The sequence below is a fragment of the Leifsonia stereocauli genome, from assembly GCF_038432415.1.
Classification (GTDB): Bacteria; Actinomycetota; Actinomycetes; order Actinomycetales; family Microbacteriaceae; genus Orlajensenia; species Orlajensenia stereocauli.
This window is the reverse complement of the sequence record NZ_JBCAUN010000001.1, coordinates 1-18,542: the sequence shown is the minus strand read 5'-3', so window position 1 is coordinate 18,542 and position 18,542 is coordinate 1. Positions and strand designations below refer to the sequence as shown.

Annotated in this window: 19 protein-coding genes and 1 tRNA gene; 9 read left to right on the top strand and 11 right to left on the bottom strand. The window is 68.5% G+C overall.

Going from position 1 to position 18,542, the window contains the following annotated elements:
• Positions 1 to 25 precede the first annotated feature (25 nt).
• Complete coding sequence (locus AADV74_RS00100; protein WP_342110585.1) at positions 26 to 778, bottom strand: phosphoglyceromutase; 753 nt, start codon at positions 776 to 778, stop codon at positions 26 to 28.
• Positions 779 to 811: 33 nt separating this feature from the next.
• On the opposite strand from AADV74_RS00100, the gene AADV74_RS00095 reads away from it, so the two are divergent.
• Positions 812 to 1,639: a class I SAM-dependent methyltransferase gene (locus tag AADV74_RS00095; RefSeq protein ID WP_342110584.1), complete on the top strand. Its 828-nt coding sequence runs from the start codon at positions 812 to 814 to the stop codon at positions 1,637 to 1,639.
• A gap of 214 nt (positions 1,640 to 1,853) precedes the next feature.
• Here AADV74_RS00095 and AADV74_RS00090 read toward each other — a convergent pair whose 3' ends face one another.
• Genes AADV74_RS00090 through AADV74_RS00070 form a run of 5 tightly spaced genes read right to left on the bottom strand, consistent with a single transcriptional unit; the run spans position 1,854 to position 5,136 of the window.
• On the bottom strand, positions 1,854 to 2,921 hold the full coding sequence (locus AADV74_RS00090; protein ID WP_342110583.1) for an FUSC family protein: 1,068 nt from the start codon (positions 2,919 to 2,921) through the stop codon (positions 1,854 to 1,856).
• The gene (gene ygfZ, locus AADV74_RS00085; RefSeq protein WP_342113076.1) at positions 2,921 to 4,078 is read right to left on the bottom strand and encodes a CAF17-like 4Fe-4S cluster assembly/insertion protein YgfZ; all 1,158 of its coding nucleotides are present in this window, start codon (positions 4,076 to 4,078) and stop codon (positions 2,921 to 2,923) included. The genes AADV74_RS00090 and ygfZ overlap by 1 nt, the downstream gene beginning before the upstream one ends.
• 5 nt (positions 4,079 to 4,083) lie before the next feature.
• Entirely contained in the window at positions 4,084 to 4,692 is a 609-nt protein-coding gene (locus tag AADV74_RS00080) for a nitrobindin family protein (RefSeq protein ID WP_342110582.1), read from the bottom strand.
• Positions 4,693 to 4,698: 6 nt separating this feature from the next.
• Positions 4,699 to 4,821 (bottom strand): hypothetical protein, encoded by a 123-nt coding sequence (locus tag AADV74_RS00075; protein WP_342110580.1) that lies wholly within the window; start codon positions 4,819 to 4,821, stop codon positions 4,699 to 4,701.
• A 30-nt stretch (positions 4,822 to 4,851) separates the two neighbouring features.
• Positions 4,852 to 5,136, bottom strand: a complete 285-nt coding sequence (locus AADV74_RS00070) for a hypothetical protein (protein WP_342110578.1) — start codon at positions 5,134 to 5,136, stop codon at positions 4,852 to 4,854.
• A gap of 76 nt (positions 5,137 to 5,212) precedes the next feature.
• Here AADV74_RS00070 and AADV74_RS00065 point away from each other — a divergent pair, with 76 nt between their 5' ends.
• From AADV74_RS00065 to pstB, 7 genes are all read left to right on the top strand, one after another.
• Positions 5,213 to 5,893 carry a winged helix-turn-helix transcriptional regulator gene (locus tag AADV74_RS00065; protein WP_055823076.1) on the top strand — a complete coding sequence of 227 codons (681 nt, stop codon included), beginning with the start codon at positions 5,213 to 5,215 and terminating at the stop codon, positions 5,891 to 5,893.
• Positions 5,894 to 6,090: 197 nt separating this feature from the next.
• Complete coding sequence (locus AADV74_RS00060; RefSeq protein ID WP_342110573.1) at positions 6,091 to 8,259, top strand: RNA degradosome polyphosphate kinase; 2,169 nt, start codon at positions 6,091 to 6,093, stop codon at positions 8,257 to 8,259.
• Positions 8,256 to 9,194: an NUDIX hydrolase gene (locus AADV74_RS00055; protein WP_342110571.1), complete on the top strand. Its 939-nt coding sequence runs from the start codon at positions 8,256 to 8,258 to the stop codon at positions 9,192 to 9,194. Before AADV74_RS00060 ends, AADV74_RS00055 begins: the two co-directional genes overlap by 4 nt.
• Positions 9,195 to 9,370: 176 nt before the next feature.
• Positions 9,371 to 10,462, top strand: coding sequence for a phosphate ABC transporter substrate-binding protein PstS (gene pstS / locus AADV74_RS00050; RefSeq protein ID WP_342110569.1), 1,092 nt, complete (start codon positions 9,371 to 9,373; stop codon positions 10,460 to 10,462).
• 137 nt (positions 10,463 to 10,599) lie between these two features.
• Positions 10,600 to 11,544: a phosphate ABC transporter permease subunit PstC gene (pstC, locus tag AADV74_RS00045; protein ID WP_342110567.1), complete on the top strand. Its 945-nt coding sequence runs from the start codon at positions 10,600 to 10,602 to the stop codon at positions 11,542 to 11,544.
• Positions 11,544 to 12,635, top strand: coding sequence for a phosphate ABC transporter permease PstA (gene pstA, locus AADV74_RS00040; protein WP_342110565.1), 1,092 nt, complete (start codon positions 11,544 to 11,546; stop codon positions 12,633 to 12,635). Before pstC ends, pstA begins: the two co-directional genes overlap by 1 nt.
• Positions 12,636 to 12,693: 58 nt before the next feature.
• The gene (gene pstB / locus AADV74_RS00035) at positions 12,694 to 13,473 is read left to right on the top strand and encodes a phosphate ABC transporter ATP-binding protein PstB (RefSeq protein WP_055821005.1); all 780 of its coding nucleotides are present in this window, start codon (positions 12,694 to 12,696) and stop codon (positions 13,471 to 13,473) included.
• A 140-nt stretch (positions 13,474 to 13,613) separates the two neighbouring features.
• Here pstB and AADV74_RS00030 read toward each other — a convergent pair whose 3' ends face one another.
• The 4 genes from AADV74_RS00030 to AADV74_RS00015 form a co-directional block, all read right to left on the bottom strand.
• The gene (locus AADV74_RS00030; protein ID WP_342110559.1) at positions 13,614 to 14,501 is read right to left on the bottom strand and encodes an aminodeoxychorismate lyase; all 888 of its coding nucleotides are present in this window, start codon (positions 14,499 to 14,501) and stop codon (positions 13,614 to 13,616) included.
• Positions 14,502 to 14,717: 216 nt separating this feature from the next.
• A complete protein-coding gene (locus tag AADV74_RS00025) occupies positions 14,718 to 15,506 on the bottom strand; it encodes a hypothetical protein (RefSeq protein WP_342110556.1) in 789 nt (262 codons plus the stop codon).
• A 180-nt stretch (positions 15,507 to 15,686) separates the two neighbouring features.
• On the bottom strand, positions 15,687 to 16,460 hold the full coding sequence (locus AADV74_RS00020) for a class I SAM-dependent methyltransferase (protein WP_342110553.1): 774 nt from the start codon (positions 16,458 to 16,460) through the stop codon (positions 15,687 to 15,689).
• 112 nt (positions 16,461 to 16,572) lie between these two features.
• Positions 16,573 to 17,202, bottom strand: coding sequence for a DNA-directed RNA polymerase subunit beta (locus AADV74_RS00015; protein WP_342110551.1), 630 nt, complete (start codon positions 17,200 to 17,202; stop codon positions 16,573 to 16,575).
• A gap of 87 nt (positions 17,203 to 17,289) precedes the next feature.
• On the opposite strand from AADV74_RS00015, the gene AADV74_RS00010 reads away from it, so the two are divergent.
• Positions 17,290 to 17,362, top strand: a tRNA-Lys gene (locus AADV74_RS00010).
• Between the two features lie 3 nt (positions 17,363 to 17,365).
• Here AADV74_RS00010 and AADV74_RS00005 read toward each other — a convergent pair.
• Complete coding sequence (locus tag AADV74_RS00005; protein ID WP_342110549.1) at positions 17,366 to 18,337, bottom strand: hypothetical protein; 972 nt, start codon at positions 18,335 to 18,337, stop codon at positions 17,366 to 17,368.
• Positions 18,338 to 18,542 lie beyond the last annotated feature (205 nt).

Sequence of the window (18,542 nt, the reverse complement as noted above, 5' to 3'; positions counted from 1 at the left end):
TTCCTCGCTTTTCGGTTGACGACGGTTACTTCTTGCCCTGCGCGGCCACGGCGGCGGCGCCTGCTGCTGCCGCCTCGGGGTCGAGGTACTCACCGGCGCCGAGCGGGGCGAGGTTCTCGTCGAGGCGGTAGACCAGCGGGATGCCCGTGGGGATGTTGAGCTCGGCGATGTCGTCGTCCGAGATGCCGTCGAGGTGCTTGACGAGCGCGCGCAGCGAGTTGCCGTGGGCGGTCACCAGCACGGTCTTGCCCGCCTTCAGGTCGACCGAGATGTCGGACTCCCAGTAGGGCAGCATCCGGTCGATGACGTCCTTCAGGCATTCCGTGCGCGGGAGGTCTGCATCGGGGAGGTCGGCGTAGCGGGGGTCGCCGACCTGCGAGTACTCGGCATCGTCTGCCAGCACGGGCGGCGGCACGTCGAAGGAGCGACGCCAGAGCTGGAACTGCTCCGGGCCGTACTTTTCCAGGGTCTCGGCCTTGTCGAGGCCCTGGAGAGCGCCGTAGTGGCGCTCGTTGAGACGCCAGGAGCGCTTCACGTCGATCCAGAGGCGGTCTGCCTCCTCGAGTGCGATGTCCGCGGTCTGGATGGCGCGGGTGAGCACCGAGGTGTGCAGGACGTCGGGCAGCAGGCCCGACTCGGCGAGCAGCTGGCCGGCGCGTTTGGCCTCGGCGCGGCCCTGGTCGGACAGGCGGACGTCGACCCATCCGGTGAACAGGTTCTTCTGGTTCCAGTCGCTGTTTCCGTGGCGCAACAGGATGAGGGTGTAAGGCGCAGTCATGGCTCCAATCTATCGCTTGCGATACTGGGGAGCATGCCCGTCGGATCCGTCACCCGCGGCACCACGAACACCAACCGGCTGCGTCGCGTCGACCGCTGGATCGCGGAGCTGCCCATCCTCCGCACCACCGAGGACCCCCTCGTCATCGACCTCGGATACGGCGCCAGCGGGGTGACGGCGCTCGAGCTGCACCAGAGGCTCACGAAGGCGCGCGCCGATGTCGAGGTCCTCGGTCTCGAGATCGAGCCCGGCCGTGTGCGCACGGCCACCGAGCAGCTCGCGATCGTGAGGGCCGGGACCACGGGCTTCGCCGCGGATGCCCGGGTGTCGTTCGCGCTCGGCGGCTTCGAGGTGCCGCTCCCCTCCGGTCGGTGGCCCGCCGTCATCCGTGCATTCAACGTGCTGCGCCAGTACGACGAGGCCGAGGTTCCCGATGCGTGGGCGCTCATGGCCTCGAGGCTTCAGCCCGGTGGGGTGCTGGTCGAGGGAACCTGCGACGAGATCGGGCGGATCTCGAGCTGGGTGGCTGTGACTCCGGATGCCGCGCAGAGCCTCACGATCAGCCTGCGCCTCGCGGAGCTGGAGGCGCCGTCGATCGTGGCCGAACGGCTGCCGAAGGCGCTCATCCACCGGAACGTGTCCGGGGAGCGCATCCACAGCCTGCTCCTCGAGCTGGACCGAGCCTGGCAGGTGAACGCTCCGCTCTCGGTCTACGGACCGTCGCAACGCTGGATCGCCGCCGTCCGGATGCTGGCGGATGCCGGCTGGCCCGTGCGCGGGGGCGTGCGGCGCTGGCGGCTCGGTGAGCTCACCGTGGACTGGGCGGCCGTGGCGCCCCTCCCCATCTCTGACGCTCGCTGAGGTCCCGTGTCCGCTCATCCCGCTCGCTGAGGCCCGCGCCCGCTCATCCCGCTCGCTGAGGCCCGCGCCCGCTCATCCCGCTCGCTGAGGCCCGCGCCCGCTCATCCCGCTCGCTGAGGCCCGCGCGAAGCGCGCGGCCGAAGCGCAGCAACGAGCCGCGGGCGCACGTGCGCTTCGAACGCGGACTTCGTCCGGTTCTCAGCGTGCGGGACAGCTACGCCCGTGGAAGCAGATCCCTGGCCTCGTCGGCGTTCATGCCCGTCGCAGCGAGGGCGTCGACGATGTACGGCCGCATCGCCTGCACGAGGTTGCGGTCGGCGAAGTCGCCGTCCGGCGCCATCCCCGCCGGGTCGAGATGGCGAGCCACCTCGATCAACGACTGTCGTGCGACAGGCTGCAGGGAGACATCCGTCAACGACTCGCTGATCAGCTCCACGCTCACCCGCACCCGCGCCAGGAGGTCGGCGACGGCGGGCCGCGGCGCACCATCGCGGGCGACGTAGGCAGCACGACGGGCGACGACGCGCAGGCTCCTGGTGCACAGCTCGATCGCGGCCTGCATCGACGCCTGTCTGGCCAGGTCGAATCGGCGGCGGCGCAGGAACGGCGACAGCCGAGCGATGGCCACGCCAGATTCGACGGCGTTCGACCAGGCATCGGTCAACGGCTGCGTCGCCCGTGCCCGCGCCAGGGCCGAGTCCGCTCTCTTCGCGGAGCCCTCGGCGAGCGCCGCCGAGAGGTCGGCGAGGATGCCGTCGTGCTCGGCGAGGATGCGCAGCCCGGCGCGCGTGGCCGCCTTGCCCGGGTCACGCGGAATGAGCACTGTGGCGAGGAGGGCGAAGGCACCGCCGACGAGCGCGTCGACGGTGCGGGTGAACGGACCGCCGGCCGGCAACGGCGAGAGCATGACCAAGGAGCACTGCACGGCGGCCGCCACCGCGAAGGCCGGGTTCGGCAGCAGGAACCGGGCGACGAGCATGGTGAGGGCGAGCGCGAAGGCGTACTGAACGAGGCCGACCCCGAATCCGAGCAGCAGGAGCTCGGCCAGTGCGATGCCCAGGGTCATCCCGAGCACCGTCTCGAGCACGCGCACGGGTCGCGCGTCCCGCACGAAGCCGAGGGCGGAGATGACCACGATGGCGGCGATCAGCGGCGATTGGTGCCCGATCACGTAGTGGGCGAAGGCGAAGCTCGCCACGGCGGTCACGGTGATCTGCGCGACGGGCGGCAGGGCGTCCCTAGTGCGCGCCCACGCCGCCGCGGTGTCGAACCGCGGCCGCATCAGCGGCGGATGCCGAGCCGCGGCATCCGCGGGATACCGGCGGTGGATCCGGCCTCGGGAGGCACGACCACGACCTGGGCGGCCGCGACGATCTCACCGGTCTCGGCCGTGTGAACCTGGAGCGGTGCGTCGACGGGGACTCCGCGGCGGATGACGGCGAGCGCGATCGGTCCGAGTTCGTGGTGGATGGCGCTCGACGTGACGCTCCCCACCCCGCGCCAGCCGGCCTCGGACTCCGGGCGCTTCTTCTCGGCGAAGACCTCGTCGCCGTGAGCCGGAAGGACGGTGTCGGAGCCGTCGAGGTGCAGCATCACGAGACGGCGCGGCGGGTGGCCGAGGTTGTGCACCTTCGCCACGGTCTCCTGGCCTCGGTAGCAGCCCTTCTCGAGGTGCACGGCGCTGCGCAGCCAGTCGAGCTCATGCGGGATGCTGCGCTCATCGACCTCGGTCGAGAACCGCGGGCGCCAGGCGGCGATGCGCAGGGCGTCGAGGGCCAGGGTGCCGGCCAGGACCGGGGCTCCCGTGCCGGCTCGTTCGGCGAGAGCGGTGAGCGACGCTCGCGGCACCAGAACCTCGCTGAAGTTCCAGGCGCCAGCGGGATGCTCGATCTCGGAGGCGTACTGCCAGCCGCCCACGGCGATCTCCGACCACGGGTCGCGCCAGACGAGGGAGACGCCGTTCGGGGCGGCGATCTCGAGGCCGACGGATGCAGCATCCGTCGCCATGGTGCCGATGGTGGCGAACTCCTCGGTGCGGTCGGCCACCTCGACACGCAGCGTGAAGCGCATGCGGTCGAGCCAGCCGAACAGGCCGGCGGTCTCGACGCGGTCGACGAGCAGCCAGCTCGTGACACCGTCGTCGAAGACGTGGGCGTCGTACTCGATGCGGCCCTGCGGGTCGAGGATGAGGGTCTCGGACGACTCCCCCGGCGCCAGACGGTCGAGCGCCTGGCTGGAGATGGAGTTGAGCCAGGTGAGGCGGTCGGGGCCGGTGACGCTCACGATGCCGGCGTGCGAGAGGTCGACGACGGCCGAACCATCCTCGAGGCGGCGCTGCTCGACGTTCGGGTTGCCGTAGTGGGCGGCCACCCCATCGTCGACCCCGTCGGCACGAACTGCACCGGGGGTGGCGAGGAGGGGGGAGACGGCATCCGTCATCGTCATCACTCGACCTTCGCGAGTCGGCCGGAGGAGTGCGTGCGCAGGTCCTGGCCGAGGGCGGCGATGTCCCACGCCCAGAGCAGGTGCGAGTCGACGAGACCGTAGAGGCGGGTGGCCGCCGAGTACGGCTTCGCGCCCTGTGTGCGCATGACGGCATCCGTCGCCAGATCGATGCGGGGTCCCTTCACCTGGCCCAGGTAGAGCTCGGCGACGCCGCCCGGGTGCACGAGCGTCACCTCGAGGTCGAATCCTCCTGCGGCGTTGCGCAGGGTCTCGACGGCCTCGGCGTCACGGAATGGTCGCTCGCCGACTCCCGGGAGCATGGCAGGACCGGCATCAGCGTCTCCGAGCTGGCGGCTGAGACGCCAGTACCCGGTCTCGGTCACCAGCGGCGTCGGCTCCCCGCCCGCCTCGGTGGGGAACAGCCAGCTGTACGAGGTGTAGTTCAGGTGGGGCAGGCCGTCGTGACTGAAGCTCACACGCTGACCGAATTCGTGGGTGACGGATGCCTCACCGACCGTGTAGTCGATGACGCCCGAGCCCTCCCAGACCCCGAGCAGCCACGAGAGGGGAACCAGCTCGGCCGGAAGCTCGACGGGCAGCTCGATCATCGGGTGTTACCGCTGCCCCCGGAAGAGCTTGTAGACCACGACGCCGGAGACCCACGCGATCGCGAGGCTCGCAAGGCCCAGAAGTCCGAGGTAGAAGAGTTCGAGGAAGATGAGTTCGCCGCCGGCCATGGGTCGAGTCTATCCCCGCTCGAGGACCGTTCAGAGCGTCGCGGCGACCACGATGCCGGCGATGGCGGTGATCACGACGCTGCCCACGAAGCTCGCGACCACGCGCGAGACGAATCCGTCACGGCGGCGGGTGGCGAGCTGCACGCAGAAGGCCGCGATCGCGCACACCGCGAGGCTGAGGCAGAGGCCGCCGAAGCGGTCCTCCGGGGCCACGGCCGCGAGGACCACGACGGCACCGACGGCAGCGAGGATCCAGACGGCGACGATTCCGGCGAACGTCACAGCGGGAGTCAGCGGCACTTCGGTGTCGGTCATGCTTCCCATTGTGGCGCGCGAATCGGGCTGCGTCATCAGGATAGGATTACGCAACGAACGAGCTGGAGGAATGCGCGTGGCGCAATTGTTGATCCTGACGTCGGCAGTCAACAATGAAGTTCTCCCCGCCCTCGCGCTGTTGAGCCACCGGGTGCGGCTGATCCCTGCGGATCCGCAGCAGCTCATCACCGCGCCCGATTCGGACGCCGTGATCGTCGACGCCCGCACGAACCTCGCCAGCGCCAAGGCCCTCTGCCAGATCCTGCGCACCACGGGGATCTCTGTTCCGCTCCTGCTGGTGCTCACCGAGGGCGGCCTGTCGGGTGTCAGCCCCGACTGGGGAGTCGACGACGTGATCGTGGAGTCAGCCGGACCCGCGGAGGTGGATGCCCGCATCCGTCTCGCCGTCGGACGCATCGCCCCCGAGGTGAACACCCGCATCCAGACCTCCGGGGTGATCATCGACGAGGCGAGCTACTCGGCGAAGGTGCGCGGCAAGCCGCTCGACCTCACCTTCAAGGAGTTCGAGCTGCTGCGATTCCTGGCGACGCACCCGTCGCGCGTCTTCACCCGCGAGCAGCTGCTCAGCGAGGTGTGGGGCTACGACTACTTCGGCGGCACCCGCACGGTCGACGTGCACGTGCGGCGCCTGCGCGCCAAGCTCGGCGACCTCGAGTCGCTCATCGGCACTGTGCGCAACGTGGGATACAGGTTCAACGTGCACGAGGACGAGGAGCCGGCCGGCCTCGGCCGCTGAGCCTGTTCACCGCCCGCATCAGCCGACCCCTGAGTTTGCAGGATGAGCCCGCACATGATGCCGCTGGGTGGGTCATATCCGCTCTCATCCTGCATACGCGTCTCGGAGCCGACTATCGGATGCGGGTGTGGAACATCCGGCGCGGAGATAACGTCCTCGTCACGTGCTGTTCATGCGGCTGATGCCATGATGAAGACATGGATGCCGAGAACCTGATCGACACCGGACTCGCGGGCGACTTCGACGACGACTTCGAGCCCTTCGACACCGCCGGAGACACGAGCCTGCCCGGAGAGCGCTACCTGGACCGTGAGCTGAGCTGGCTCGCGTTCAACCAGCGCGTGCTCGAGCTCGCCGAGGACCCGACGACGCCGGTTCTCGAGCGCGCGAACTTCCTGGCGATCTTCGCCTCGAACCTCGACGAGTTCTTCATGGTGCGTGTCGCCGGCCTCAAGCGCCGCATCCTCACGGGTCTCGCGATCCCGACCAACGTCGGGCGTGCCCCTCAGGACGTCCTCGCCGACATCTCCGCCAAGGCCCACGAACTGCAGGAACGTCACGCCGCCGCCTACGCCGAACTGGTGCGGCCGGCGCTGGCCGAGTCGGGTATCCACATCGTGCGCTGGGACGAGCTGGAGGATGCCGAGCGGTCGAACCTGCGCGACTACTTCTCGCGCCAGATCTTCCCGGTGCTGATGCCCCTCGCCGTCGACCCGGCGCATCCGTTCCCCTACATCTCGGGACTCTCGCTGAACCTGTCGGTGCGCGTGCGCAATTCGAAGACGGGCAAGCAGGAGTTCGCGCGCCTCAAGGTGCCGCAGATGCTCCCGCGCTTCCTGAAGATTCCGCACGACCCCGGTGCCGAGCGTTTCATCACGCTCGAGGACCTCATCGCCAATCACCTCGGCGACCTGTTCCCCGGCATGGAGATCCTCGAGCACCACGTGTTCCGCGTGACCCGCAACGAGGACGTCGAGGTCGACGAGGACGAGACGGAGAACCTGATCAAGGCGCTCGAGAAGGAACTGCTCCGCCGCCGGTTCGGTCCGCCCATCCGTCTCGAGGTGACCGACGACATGGACGACGTGACCCTCGGGCTGCTCGTGCGCGAACTCGACGTCACCGACAACGAGGTGTACAGACTGCCGGCGCCGCTCGACCTCGGCGGGCTGTTCGACATCGCCAGGATCGACAGGCCCGACCTTCGCTACCCGACGCACGTGCCGACGACGAGCGCACGCCTGCAGCCGCTCGAGCCGAACTCGCGCCCCGACATCTTCTCGGCGATCGCCCGCGGCGACGTTCTGCTGCACCACCCGTACGAGTCCTTCGCGACCAGCGTGCAGGCGTTCATCGAGCAGGCCGCAGCCGACCCGCACGTGTTGGCCATCAAGCAGACGCTCTACCGCACCTCGGGCGACAGCCCGATCGTCGAGGCCCTCATCGACGCTGCGGAGTCCGGCAAACAGGTACTCGCGCTCGTCGAGATCAAGGCGCGCTTCGACGAGCAGGCCAACATCAGCTGGGCCCGCAAGCTCGAGAAGGCCGGCGTGCACGTGGTCTACGGCCTCGTCGGCCTCAAGACACACTGCAAGCTCGCCCTCGTCATCCGTGAGGAGAAGGGCGAGCTGAAGCACTACAGCCACATCGGAACGGGCAACTACAACCCCAAGACGAGCCGCATCTACGAGGACCTCGGCCTGCTGACGGATGACGATCAGGTCGGCAAGGACCTCACTCGTCTGTTCAATGAGCTCTCGGGCTACGCCATCGAGAAGAAGTTCAAGCGGCTGCTCGTTGCGCCGCTCCACCTGCGGAAGGGTCTGCTGCGGCACATCGCCACCGAGACGCAGAACGCCCTCGACGGCAAGCCCGCCCGCATCCGCATCAAGGTGAACTCCATGGTCGACGAGGCCATCATCGACGCCCTCTACCGGGCATCGAACGCCGGTGTCCCCGTCGACATCTGGGTGCGCGGAATCTGCAGCCTCATGCCCGGCGTGCCCGGCATGAGCGAGAACATCCGGGTGCGATCGATTCTCGGTCGCTACCTCGAGCACTCGCGCATCTTCTCGTTCCTGAACTCCGGAGACCCGCACGTCTTCATCGGCAGCGCCGACATGATGCACCGCAATCTCGACCGACGCGTCGAGGCCCTGGTGCGTCTCACCGAGCAGGAGCACCTCGACGAGATCGCCGGGCTGTTCGACCGCGCCATGGACGATCGCACGTCGTCCTGGTGGCTCGGCGACGACGGGGTGTGGGTACGCCACCACCTCGACGAGGACGGCTCACTCCTCGTCGACATGCAGAACACGCTGATGCACGAGATCGGGGCACGCAAGCGCCCGGGGAGGAACCGATGACGGCGACGGCCATCTACGCCGCGGGGGCGGTCTGCTGGCGCGTGGTCGACGGCCGCATGATGGTGCTCGTCATCCACCGCACCGTGCACGGCGACGTGACCATCCCGAAGGGCAAGGTCGATCCCGGGGAGACGCTCCCCCAGACCGCCGTGCGCGAGATCAAGGAGGAGACCGGCCTCACCGTCGCCCTCGGCGTTCCGCTCGGCATCTCGAACTACCCGCTCTCGGGAAACCGCACGAAGATCGTGCACTACTGGGCAGCCGAGGTGAGCGATGACGCCGTGCGGCACTCCACCTTCGTGCCGAACGGCGAGGTCGCTGCCCTCGAATGGGTGAGCATCAAGAAGGCCCGCAGCTACCTGACCTTCAAGTCCGACGTCGAGATCCTCGACGCCTTCGCCGAGCTCGTCGACGGCGGCGTGACGCGCACCTTCTCTCTCGTGGTGCTGCGGCACGCCAAGGCGATGGCCCGCAGCGACTGGAAGAAGGCCGACGCGACGCGGCCGCTCACCGAGCGCGGCGTGCAGCAGGCGTCCACCATCGTCGACACCATCGCGGCGTGGCACCCGAAGCGCATCACGACGAGCACCGCGACGCGGTGCGTGACCACGGTCACACCGCTCTCGGCGGCATCCGGAATCGAGCTCAAGCGCACGGACAACCTCAGCCAGGACCTGTTCGAAGAGGGCAAGGCCGACATCCGCTCCGTCATCGGCAAGAGGGTGCGATCGCGCAAGACCGCCGTCATCTGCAGCCATGGCCCGGTGCTCGGCGACATCCTGCGTGAGATCGCCCTGGCCACGGGAACGCCGACTGGTGCATACATCTCGGATGCCGCTTCTCTCGAACCAGGCGCGTTCTCCGTCGTGCACCTCTCGTCGACCAACCCGAGCTCGGGCATCATCGCGATCGAGACTCACTCGCCGCGGGTCTGACCCCACCGCGAGCCGAGGGGGCCGCTGCGCATGACGACAGTATGCGCACGTATCGTCCGCGCCCGTTAAGACTCCGTTCACCTGCAGTGAGGCTGCGCGTCACGGAGCCCGCTTAGCGTCAGGACCGAGCCGAACAGGTTCACATCATGTAATCACTTCCCCTGAAAGGGACATTCGTGAAACTCAAGCGTTTTGGCGCCCCGGTCGTCCTGGCCGTCGTAGCCACCATCGCACTGTCCTCGTGCGCAGCAAACGAGGATGCTTCCCCCGCAGCAAGCGAGACCACCTCCTCGCTCACCGGCACGCTCAACGCTGCCGGCGCCTCGTCCCAGCAGGCTGCCCAGGAGGCTTGGGTCGCCGGCTTCCAGACCGCCAACCCCGACGTGACCGTCAACTACGACCCCTCGGGCTCCGGCGCCGGTCGTGAGGCCTTCATCTCCGGTGGAGTCGACTTCGCCGGCTCCGACTCCGCACTGAACGACGAGGAGATCGCCGGCACCTTCGCCGCCTGCGCTCCCGACACCAAGGCCGTCGACCTCCCGGTCTACATCTCCCCGATCGCCGTCGTGTTCAACGTCGAGGGTGTCGACGAGCTCTCGCTCGACGCAGCCACGATCGCCCACATCTTCAAGGGTGACATCACCAAGTGGAACGACCCGGCGATCGCCGCCCTCAACGACGGTGCAACACTGCCGGACGCCAACATCACGGCCGTCCACCGCTCGGACGACTCGGGTACCACCAAGAACTTCGCGGACTACCTCAACCAGGTCGCCCCTGACGTGTGGGACCAGAAGCCGGCCGACCCGTTCCCGTACCAGACCGGTGAGGGTGCCCAGGGCACCTCGGGTGTCATCGACGCCGTCACCAACGGAACGAACACCATCGGCTACGCCGACGCCTCGCGCGCCGGTGACCTCGGTGTCGTGAAGATCAAGGTCGGCGAAGAGTTCGTCGCCCCGAGCGCCGAGGGCGCAGCAGCCGTCGTCGACGACTCGCCCGCCGTCGAGGGACGCGAGTCGAACGACCTCGCCGTCAAGCTCGAGCGCACCACGACCGACCCGTCGCACTACCCGCTGGTTCTCGTGAGCTACGCGATCGTCTGCCCCGAGTACGCCGACGCCGCTCAGGCCGAGCTCGTCAAGGCCTACGTGGGCTACCTCGCCTCGGCTGACGGCCAGAAGGTCGCCGCCGACGCGGCCGGCTCCTCGCCGCTCTCCACCGAGCTGCAGGGCAAGGTCGCCGACGTCGTGGCCTCGATCAAGTAACAACGGAATATCCCGCCTGCCCGGCCTGTCATCCGCACGCATTGCGTGCCGGATGACAGGTCGGGCAGACTGGGGTTCGCGGCAGCGGACCCCGCACAGACACCCCCATCTCACGCACCGCAAGGGACTCGCCAGCCATGACGACCACCGTCGCCGCCCCCGCAATCACCGCGAAGGAGCGACCCGGAGACCGGGTGTTCTCCAAGCTGACTGTCGTCGCGAGCAGCCTGATCCTCGCGGTGCTCGCCGCCGTGGCGATCTTCCTGGTCGCCCAGTCCATGCCGGCCTTCGTGGCGGAATCTGATGACTTCAAGGGCGACGCCACCAACTTCTGGTCGTATGTCGGCCCCCTCGTCTTCGGAACCGTCTGGTCCGCCGCACTCGCGATGATCTTCGCGGTGCCGCTCACCATCGGCGTCGCCCTCTTCATCACCCACTTCGCCCCTCGCCGCATCGCTCAGGGCCTCGGCTACGTCGTCGACCTCCTCGCTGCAGTCCCCTCCGTCGTCTTCGGCCTCTGGGGCATCGGCGTGCTGGCCCCGGCCCTGCAGCCGTACTACGCGAACCTCACCGAGTGGTTCGGCTGGTTCCCGCTCTTCGCCGGTCCCGTCTCGGGCACCGGCCGCACCATCCTCACTGTGGCCATCGTGCTCGCCGTGATGGTGCTCCCCATCATCACCGCCATCAGCCGAGAGGTCTTCCTGCAGACCCCACGCCTCCACGAGGAGGCCGCTCTGGCGCTCGGCGCCACCCGCTGGGAGATGATCCGCATGGCCGTGCTGCCGTTCGGACGCCCCGGTGTCATCTCGGGAGCGATGCTCGGCCTCGGTCGCGCGCTCGGCGAGACCATGGCCGTCGCCATGGTTCTCTCCCCCGCCACGATCGTCTCGTTCGCCCTGGTGCAGTCCCAGAACCCGACGACCATCGCCGCGAACATCGCGCTGAACTTCCCTGAGGCCCACGACGTGGGCGTCAACATCCTCATCGCGACAGGGCTCATCCTGTTCGTGATCACCCTCGGCGTGAACTCGATCGCACGCTACATCGTCGGCCGCCGCAAGGCCTTCTCGGGAGCCAACTGATGACCATGACGACCACGACGGCTCCCACCACGGCGATGCCCAACGCCCTCACCTCGGGCAAGATGCCGAAGTACTCCCCCCTCTGGCTGCTGGCCGGCGCCTTCGCCCTGTCGATCGCGATCTTCGCCGTCGTCGACGCCGCCGGTGGTGAATCGTTCAACTGGGCGGGCATGGCCGTGCTCGCCGTCGTGCTGTTCTGCGTGCTCATCTGGGTGATCTCGCGCCTCGTCGAGGGCGGCCGCAAGGCCACCGATCGCCTTGTCACCGCGCTCGTCTCGAGCGCCTTCGCCATCGCGCTCGTGCCCCTGATCTCGGTGACCTACACGGTGATCGTGAAGGGCGTCGCCCGCTTCGACCTGTCGTTCTTCACCGAGTCGATGCGCAACGTCGTCGGCGCCGGCGGTGGTGCACTTCACGCGATCGTCGGAACGCTGCTCATCACCGGCATGGCGACCCTCATCTCGGTGCCGATCGGCCTGCTCACCGCCATCTACCTCGTCGAGTACGGACGCGGCCGCCTGGCGCGCGGCGTCACCTTCTTCGTCGACGTGATGACGGGCATCCCGTCGATCGTGGCCGGCCTGTTCGCCTTCGCCCTGTTCGCGCTGGTCTTCGACGATCCCGGCATCCGTTTCGGATTCGGTGGTGCCGTCGCCCTCAGCGTGCTCATGATCCCCGTCGTCGTGCGCTCGAGCGAGGAGATGCTGAAGCTCGTTCCGAACGAGCTGCGCGAGGCGTCTCTCGCCCTCGGCGTTCCCAAGTACCTCACGGTGCTCAAGGTGGTGCTGCCGACGTCGATCGCCGGAATCATCACCGGCGTGATGATCTCCATCGCCCGCGTGATCGGTGAGACGGCACCGCTGCTCATCATCGCCGGCTTCACCGCGAGCATGAACTACAACCTCTTCGCCGAGCGCATGATGACCCTCCCGGTGTTCGTGTACAACCAGTACGCGAGCCAGGGAACGGATGCGCAGGCCTACCTCGACCGCGCCTGGACCGGTGCTCTGACGCTCATCCTCATCGTCGCCCTGCTCAACATCATCGCTCGACTGGTGGCGAAGTTCCTCGCCCCCAAGGGCCTGCGCTGATCCGCGGCACCCCCGACCTCCCCGCACTCCTCCCCCGCACCACCGAACGAAGGAATCCATGTCCAAGCGCATCGAGGTCAACGACCTCAACGTCTACTACTCCAGCTTCCTCGCTGTGGAAGGCGTCTCGCTGACCATCGAGCCCCGCACCGTCACCGCCTTCATCGGGCCGAGCGGATGCGGCAAGTCCACGTTCCTGCGCACCCTCAACCGCATGCACGAGGTCATCCCCGGCGCACGCGTCGAGGGCGAGGTGCTGATCGACGGCAACAACCTCTACGGAGCCGGCGTCGACCCCGTGCTCGTTCGCCGCCAGGTGGGCATGGTGTTCCAGCGCCCGAACCCGTTCCCGACGATGTCGATCGGCGACAACGTGCTCGCCGGCGCGAAGCTCAACAACAAGCGCATGTCGAAGTCGGAGGGCGACGACCTGATCGAGAAGTCGCTGCGCGGAGCCAACCTCTGGAACGAGGTGAAAGACCGCCTGCACATGCCCGGCTCCGGCCTCTCGGGCGGCCAGCAGCAGCGCCTCTGCATCGCTCGCGCCATCGCGGTCAACCCCGAGATCATCCTGATGGACGAGCCGTGCTCGGCGCTCGACCCGATCTCGACCCTCGCCATCGAGGACCTCATCGAGGAGATGAAGCAGGAGTTCACGATCGTCATCGTGACCCACAACATGCAGCAGGCATCGCGTGTCTCCGACCGCACGGCGTTCTTCAACATCGCCGGAACCGGCAAGCCCGGCAAGCTCATCGAGTACGACGACACCACCACGATGTTCTCGAACCCGAGCGTGCAGGCCACCGAGGACTACGTCTCGGGCCGCTTCGGTTGATGCCTCGGCGCTGATTGCTCGGTGCGCATCCGCGTTGCGGATCCACACCCGTCGAGATGCCCACTTCCGCCAGTCGCGCACAGCGCCGACCAGCGGAAGTGGGCATCTCGCGTTCGGGGTCGAGGCGGGCTGCGCGCCCCTCAGTCGCGCGGGCTCTGCAGATAGCGCGTGAAGGCGGCGTTGGCCTCGGCGTCGAGCGCCAGGGGTGCGCCGTCGAGTTCGACCACCGGCGCGGCCAGGCGCACGCTCGACACCAGCCAGACGGCATCCGCCCGCCGCAGTTCCTCGACCGTGATGTCGCGCTCGGCCACGGGGAAGTCGTGCTCGCGGATGTGCTCGAACAGGCTCGCCTGCGTCGTACCGGCGAGGATGGACCCCGAGGGCTTCGGCGTGACGAACACGCCGTCGATGCGGGCGATGACGCTCGACGTGGGCCCCTCCATGACGTAGCCGTCGCTGGTGACGAAGATGGTGTCGTCGGCTCCACGGCGATGGGCCTCGCGCAGGGCCGCCATGTTGACGGCGTAGCTCAACGTCTTGGCGCCGAGCAGCAGCCAGGGGGCGCGCTCGGCGACGCCGTGGTCGTAGCCGCGGTCGAGGGTGACGACGCGGATGCCCTTCGTGCGGGCATCCGTCGAATCGGATGCCGCATTCACGCTCAGCCACGCCGTCGGCGCCGGCCCGTGCTCGACACCGCGGCTGAGCACCAGCTTCATGGCCAGCTCACCCTCGACCGGCACCTGCTCGCGCGCGAACGCTATCGCGGCTCGCCACTGGCGCAGGTTCGGCACCGGGAGGTCGCAGATCTCAGCCGAGCGCACCAGACGCGCGAGGTGGGGCTCGGACTCCTGCACGTGGCCGTCGACGACCGCGATGGTCTCGAAGATGCCGTCGCCGCGCTGGGTGCTGAGCTCCCCCACCCTGAGTGCCGGCGCCGAGGCGTCGATCTCCCGGAAGGTCCCGGCGGTGGCGGAGGTGGCGTCATCCGCGGCGAGCGGATCGATGAGCAGCGTGTACGGCAACGACATGCTCGAAAGCCTAGTTCGGCGGATGGCGCGCTGGCGGCGGGTTGACATCCGCGGCGGCCGCGAGGCGGCATCCGCGGGCAGAGAAATGGCCGGGCCGCAGAACGCCTCTCGGCGCGAGGCCGCTCGGAGCGGCGAATATTGGAGCCCGGGGTTACTGCGGCCCGGCCATGTACAAGTGTAAGCGACGGATGCCGCGTGCTATTCCCCGGGAGCGGGTCAGAGAGTCGGATCGCGGCGCAGGGGGTTCGCGTTCATCGTGGTCGAGAGGCGCGACACCGTGTCCTTGAAGGCGGCGGCGAGGTCGTCCGCCGGCATCACCACCTCGACATCGAACGGTCGCCCGAGCGAGGTCGACAGCTCGTCGACCAGCATCGGCGACGAGAGCTCGGTCGCGGAGATCGACGACAGCGCGAGCAGCTGCAGCGTCGACCGCATGATGTCGATCTCGGCGCGCAGGAACCTGTCGGGTGAGTCGGTGTCCTGATTCGACGTGATGACCCGCCGGAAGAGGTTGTAGACCTGCATGTTCGGAAGGGGCAGGACGCCATCCTGCGTCACGAGATAGCCCACGCCCTGGGTGTCCCATTCGAGATACATTCGCTTGCCCCTTGTCCTGGGTGTCATGAACACTGATGCCGCGTTGAGCTCCCCGAGCCCCGGGCACGGCGCGCCCGCATAGTCGGTCGACCATCCTTGGTAGACCTCCGATGGCTTCGCCCTCACGTAGTCGTCCACCGAGCTGAAGCCGATGAACGACCCGAGGGATTCGCTGACGGCGGTCGACGCCATGAACACCCGCGCGCCGCCGCCGGCGACGTCGGTGCCGACATGGCCATCGCCACCGTCATCCCACCAGTGGATGGCTCCGATGGGAGCCAGGGTGCGGTCGGTCGACTGGATCCGAGATGCGCGCATCACATCCGTGGCACTCGGTCCCGTCACCGAGGGTGCGAAGGAATCGCCGCCGACCCTGGCGTTGAAGCGGAAGGTCAGGTTGCCGCACATGCCTGACCAGGTCTCGGCATCGGGTGGCTTCGGAAACTCGCCAGCGTAGTCTCGGGCCCGCGATTCCAGCGACATGGTGCTCCCGCAATGGATTGCTGTCGCGGCCGACGATGTCCGCGAACGCCTCCATTGTGATCCGACTTCGCGGCGAAGTCCAGAGTCGAACAGGTGGGGCAGCGGTCAGCGCAGTCCCACGATGAGGCGCAATGACCCCTCGAACTCGGGCTGGGTTCGCAGGTCGCCGTACTTCGCATCCCAGGCACCGGACGCCAGTTCGTCGCCGAGCTCGCGCACGAAACGGCGCGCCACGAGCGGGCCGACGAAGCTCCACGCCGAGTTCGCCTGGCGTGCGCCGGGGTCGAGCAGCGCCTCGGGGCGTCCGTAGTAGGCCTCGCCGAAGCCGTCGAGGCAGTCGAGCGGGATCGGCACCTCGATGATGCGGCTGTTCGTGCCCAGAGCCTCGGCGATGTGCTCGACCGCCGGATAGCGCGCGGCCTCGGTGTCGATGACCTCGGGCGCGTACTCGTCGAGCCAGAACCTGTCGAGGGCCTTCGGGTCGCAGCTGAGCACCAGCACCGGTCCGCGGGTCACCCGTCGCATCTCGGCGAGACCGCGGTCGATGTCGGCCCACTGATGCACGGTGAACGTGGCGAGCGAGGCGTCGAAGGCATCGTCGTCGAACGGCAGCTTCTCGGCCGTCGCATCGATGGCGCGGGGCAGGCCCGCCTCACGCTGGATGCGCATCGTCGCTGACGGCTCCACGGCGGTGACGTCACGATCGCGCGGCTCGTACGATCCGGCGCCGGCACCGACGTTCAGCACCGTGTAGGCGTCGCCCAGCTCCCGCAGGATCGCCGCGGCGATACGGGGATCGGGTCGACGGTAGTCGGCATAGCCGAAGCCGATGCGCGCGTAGTCGGCGTCGCCGGCGCTGCCGTCTCCTGTGCGTTCCATGGCCATCGTCCTCCTCCCCGCATCCGTCTCCGCCGAATCTCTGGCCGAAGCGTCTCAGCCCAGTCTGTCAGGCGACGGATGCCCCGTTACGCCAGTGGGCACGGCACGGTAGTCAGTCGAGCGAGTAGCTGCGCCACAGTCGCGCGCAGGCGCCCAGCTCCTGGCCGAGCTCCGAGAATCGCAGGGCGCGGGTCGTCAGCTCGCTGCTGCGCTCGGGCTCGGTGGCTTCGGAGTCGTCGGCGATGCTCGTCGCCCCGCCGGCCATGATGCGGCAGAAGGCGGCAGCCCGGTCGAGGGCGATGCCGAAGTCGCCGGCGAAGATGCCGCGCAGGATGTCGTCGGCGAGCGCCACGACCTCCTCGGGGCCTGTCGGCGTGGGAGCGCCGGCCACGACGGGGTCGACCCCCACAGCCAGCTCGGAGCCGCGCTGGAACAGGAACGCCGTGCCCGTCGGATCCTGACGGATCAGCAAGCGCAGAAGGTAGAGCCTCCAGAGCGCACCCGGCAGGCTGCGGGCGGATGCCTGGGCCCAGAGTTCGGCGACGGCGTCGATGCCGTGCTCGTCGGTGTAGGCGACCAGGCGCTCGACGACCGCCGGGTCGGGATTCTCGCGCACCCGGGACAGCAGGGCGTTCGCCGTCTCGTGGGCGACTCGGCTCAGCGTGGCCGGGTCGTCACCCCCGTGGAACGCCTCGAACACGCGTGATGGGAACTTCGTGGGCTTGTGGAATCCGTCTGCCATGGTGCTCCGTTCGGGGTCTCGTCCAGTGCGCTCCGGCCAACGCTACGCGCATTCAGCGGCTCACGATCCACGATAAGTTAGAGACGCGGGCCTCTAGCTCAGTTGGTAGAGCAAGGGACTTTTAATCCCTGGGTCGTCGGTTCGAGCCCGACGGGGCCCACCCTCATTCCTGTTCAGCATCAGCGCGTGGCTCGGTCGCCGCCGAGCGCGACCGCTGCAGCAGCATCCGCCCGCACAGACCGATCGCCGCGACCACGATGGCGACGACGATCGGCAGGATCACGAACTCCCCCGCCACGAGAGCCATCCGGAACACCTGGGCAGCGTAGTCGAGCATCTCTGACGGATGGGGCGCGAGCACGCGGCTGCCGGCGGCGCTGGTGACGGCCGTGATCAGCACTGGGCCGACCCACAGGATGACGAGGCTGCCGAGTGCGGCCGCGACGCGTCCGACAGTACTGATGCCACACCACGCGATCGCTGCCCCCACGAGGATCGCGGGCACCCAGCGCAGGTGGGGCGCCAGCCAGAACTGCCACTCGGCGTAGCTCGACCCCACGGGAATCAACAGCTCGGCCAGCCAGGAGCCGGCGGCGAGAGCGGCCAAGCTCAGGCCCACGAGCGCACCGGCACGCGGAGCACGGGCAATCAGCCAGTACACGAGGATGCCGAGCAGGACCGCGAGCACGACGACCCCGATCAGCAATGCGAGGTAGAGCGTCGCCTCGCTTCTGGCCTGCAGTCCGCCGCTCGTCACGACCGCGGTCTGCACAATGGCGACCACCTGCACGGTGAGCAGTCCGGCGAGGATCGCGAATGGCCCGCGTGCGCCCTGACGCGAGCGAGTCGCCCGAGCGACGATTCCGGCGATCGCCGCGCCGGTTCCGAGGAGTGCCACGAGAGTGGTGATCGCGTACTGGCTGAACGGCAACAGCGCGAGGGGCATGTCCCACGGCAGTGCGTCCGCCGCCCACAGGTTCTGCAGCGGCAGGCGCATGCCCGTGACGAGCCAGGGCAGGAGTCCGGTGAGTGCCGACCCGACCCCGATGAGCAGCCACAGCCACGGGGAGATCGGCCTGTTCCCAGGGTCGGTGACCGCTGTCGACCCGTATCCACCCTGCGCTGTCGCACTCATGCGTTGCATCCTCCATCGAGAAGACGGCGTGGAGGCGGTTCGGCGCCCCCACGCCTGCGTTCAGCCTACGAGGACGGATGCCGTCCACGGGTGACGTTGTGGGCGCGCGTCGCGGTCCCGGTCACCTCGACGCGGTCGCTTCGGTCGGCGGGCGGGCGGGAGGAGGGCGCGCGTCGCGCGGCGCTTCGGCGGGCGGAAGAGCGTC

Bases quoted from the DNA above. Each gene is read 5' to 3' on its own strand.
- AADV74_RS00100 (WP_342110585.1), bottom strand. From the start codon at position 778: ATGACTGCGCCTTACACCCTCATCCTGTTGCGCCACGGAAACAGCGAC.
- AADV74_RS00095 (WP_342110584.1), top strand. From the start codon at position 812: ATGCCCGTCGGATCCGTCACCCGCGGCACCACGAACACCAACCGGCTG.
- AADV74_RS00090 (WP_342110583.1), bottom strand. From the start codon at position 2,921: ATGCGGCCGCGGTTCGACACCGCGGCGGCGTGGGCGCGCACTAGGGAC.
- ygfZ (WP_342113076.1), bottom strand. From the start codon at position 4,078: ATGACGGATGCCGTCTCCCCCCTCCTCGCCACCCCCGGTGCAGTTCGT.
- AADV74_RS00080 (WP_342110582.1), bottom strand. From the start codon at position 4,692: ATGATCGAGCTGCCCGTCGAGCTTCCGGCCGAGCTGGTTCCCCTCTCG.
- AADV74_RS00075 (WP_342110580.1), bottom strand. From the start codon at position 4,821: ATGGCCGGCGGCGAACTCATCTTCCTCGAACTCTTCTACCTCGGACTT.
- AADV74_RS00070 (WP_342110578.1), bottom strand. From the start codon at position 5,136: ATGACCGACACCGAAGTGCCGCTGACTCCCGCTGTGACGTTCGCCGGA.
- AADV74_RS00060 (WP_342110573.1), top strand. From the start codon at position 6,091: ATGGATGCCGAGAACCTGATCGACACCGGACTCGCGGGCGACTTCGAC.
- AADV74_RS00055 (WP_342110571.1), top strand. From the start codon at position 8,256: ATGACGGCGACGGCCATCTACGCCGCGGGGGCGGTCTGCTGGCGCGTG.
- pstC (WP_342110567.1), top strand. From the start codon at position 10,600: ATGACGACCACCGTCGCCGCCCCCGCAATCACCGCGAAGGAGCGACCC.
- pstA (WP_342110565.1), top strand. From the start codon at position 11,544: ATGACCATGACGACCACGACGGCTCCCACCACGGCGATGCCCAACGCC.
- pstB (WP_055821005.1), top strand. From the start codon at position 12,694: ATGTCCAAGCGCATCGAGGTCAACGACCTCAACGTCTACTACTCCAGC.
- AADV74_RS00030 (WP_342110559.1), bottom strand. From the start codon at position 14,501: ATGTCGTTGCCGTACACGCTGCTCATCGATCCGCTCGCCGCGGATGAC.
- AADV74_RS00025 (WP_342110556.1), bottom strand. From the start codon at position 15,506: ATGTGCGGCAACCTGACCTTCCGCTTCAACGCCAGGGTCGGCGGCGAT.
- AADV74_RS00020 (WP_342110553.1), bottom strand. From the start codon at position 16,460: ATGGAACGCACAGGAGACGGCAGCGCCGGCGACGCCGACTACGCGCGC.
- AADV74_RS00015 (WP_342110551.1), bottom strand. From the start codon at position 17,202: ATGGCAGACGGATTCCACAAGCCCACGAAGTTCCCATCACGCGTGTTC.
- AADV74_RS00005 (WP_342110549.1), bottom strand. From the start codon at position 18,337: ATGAGTGCGACAGCGCAGGGTGGATACGGGTCGACAGCGGTCACCGAC.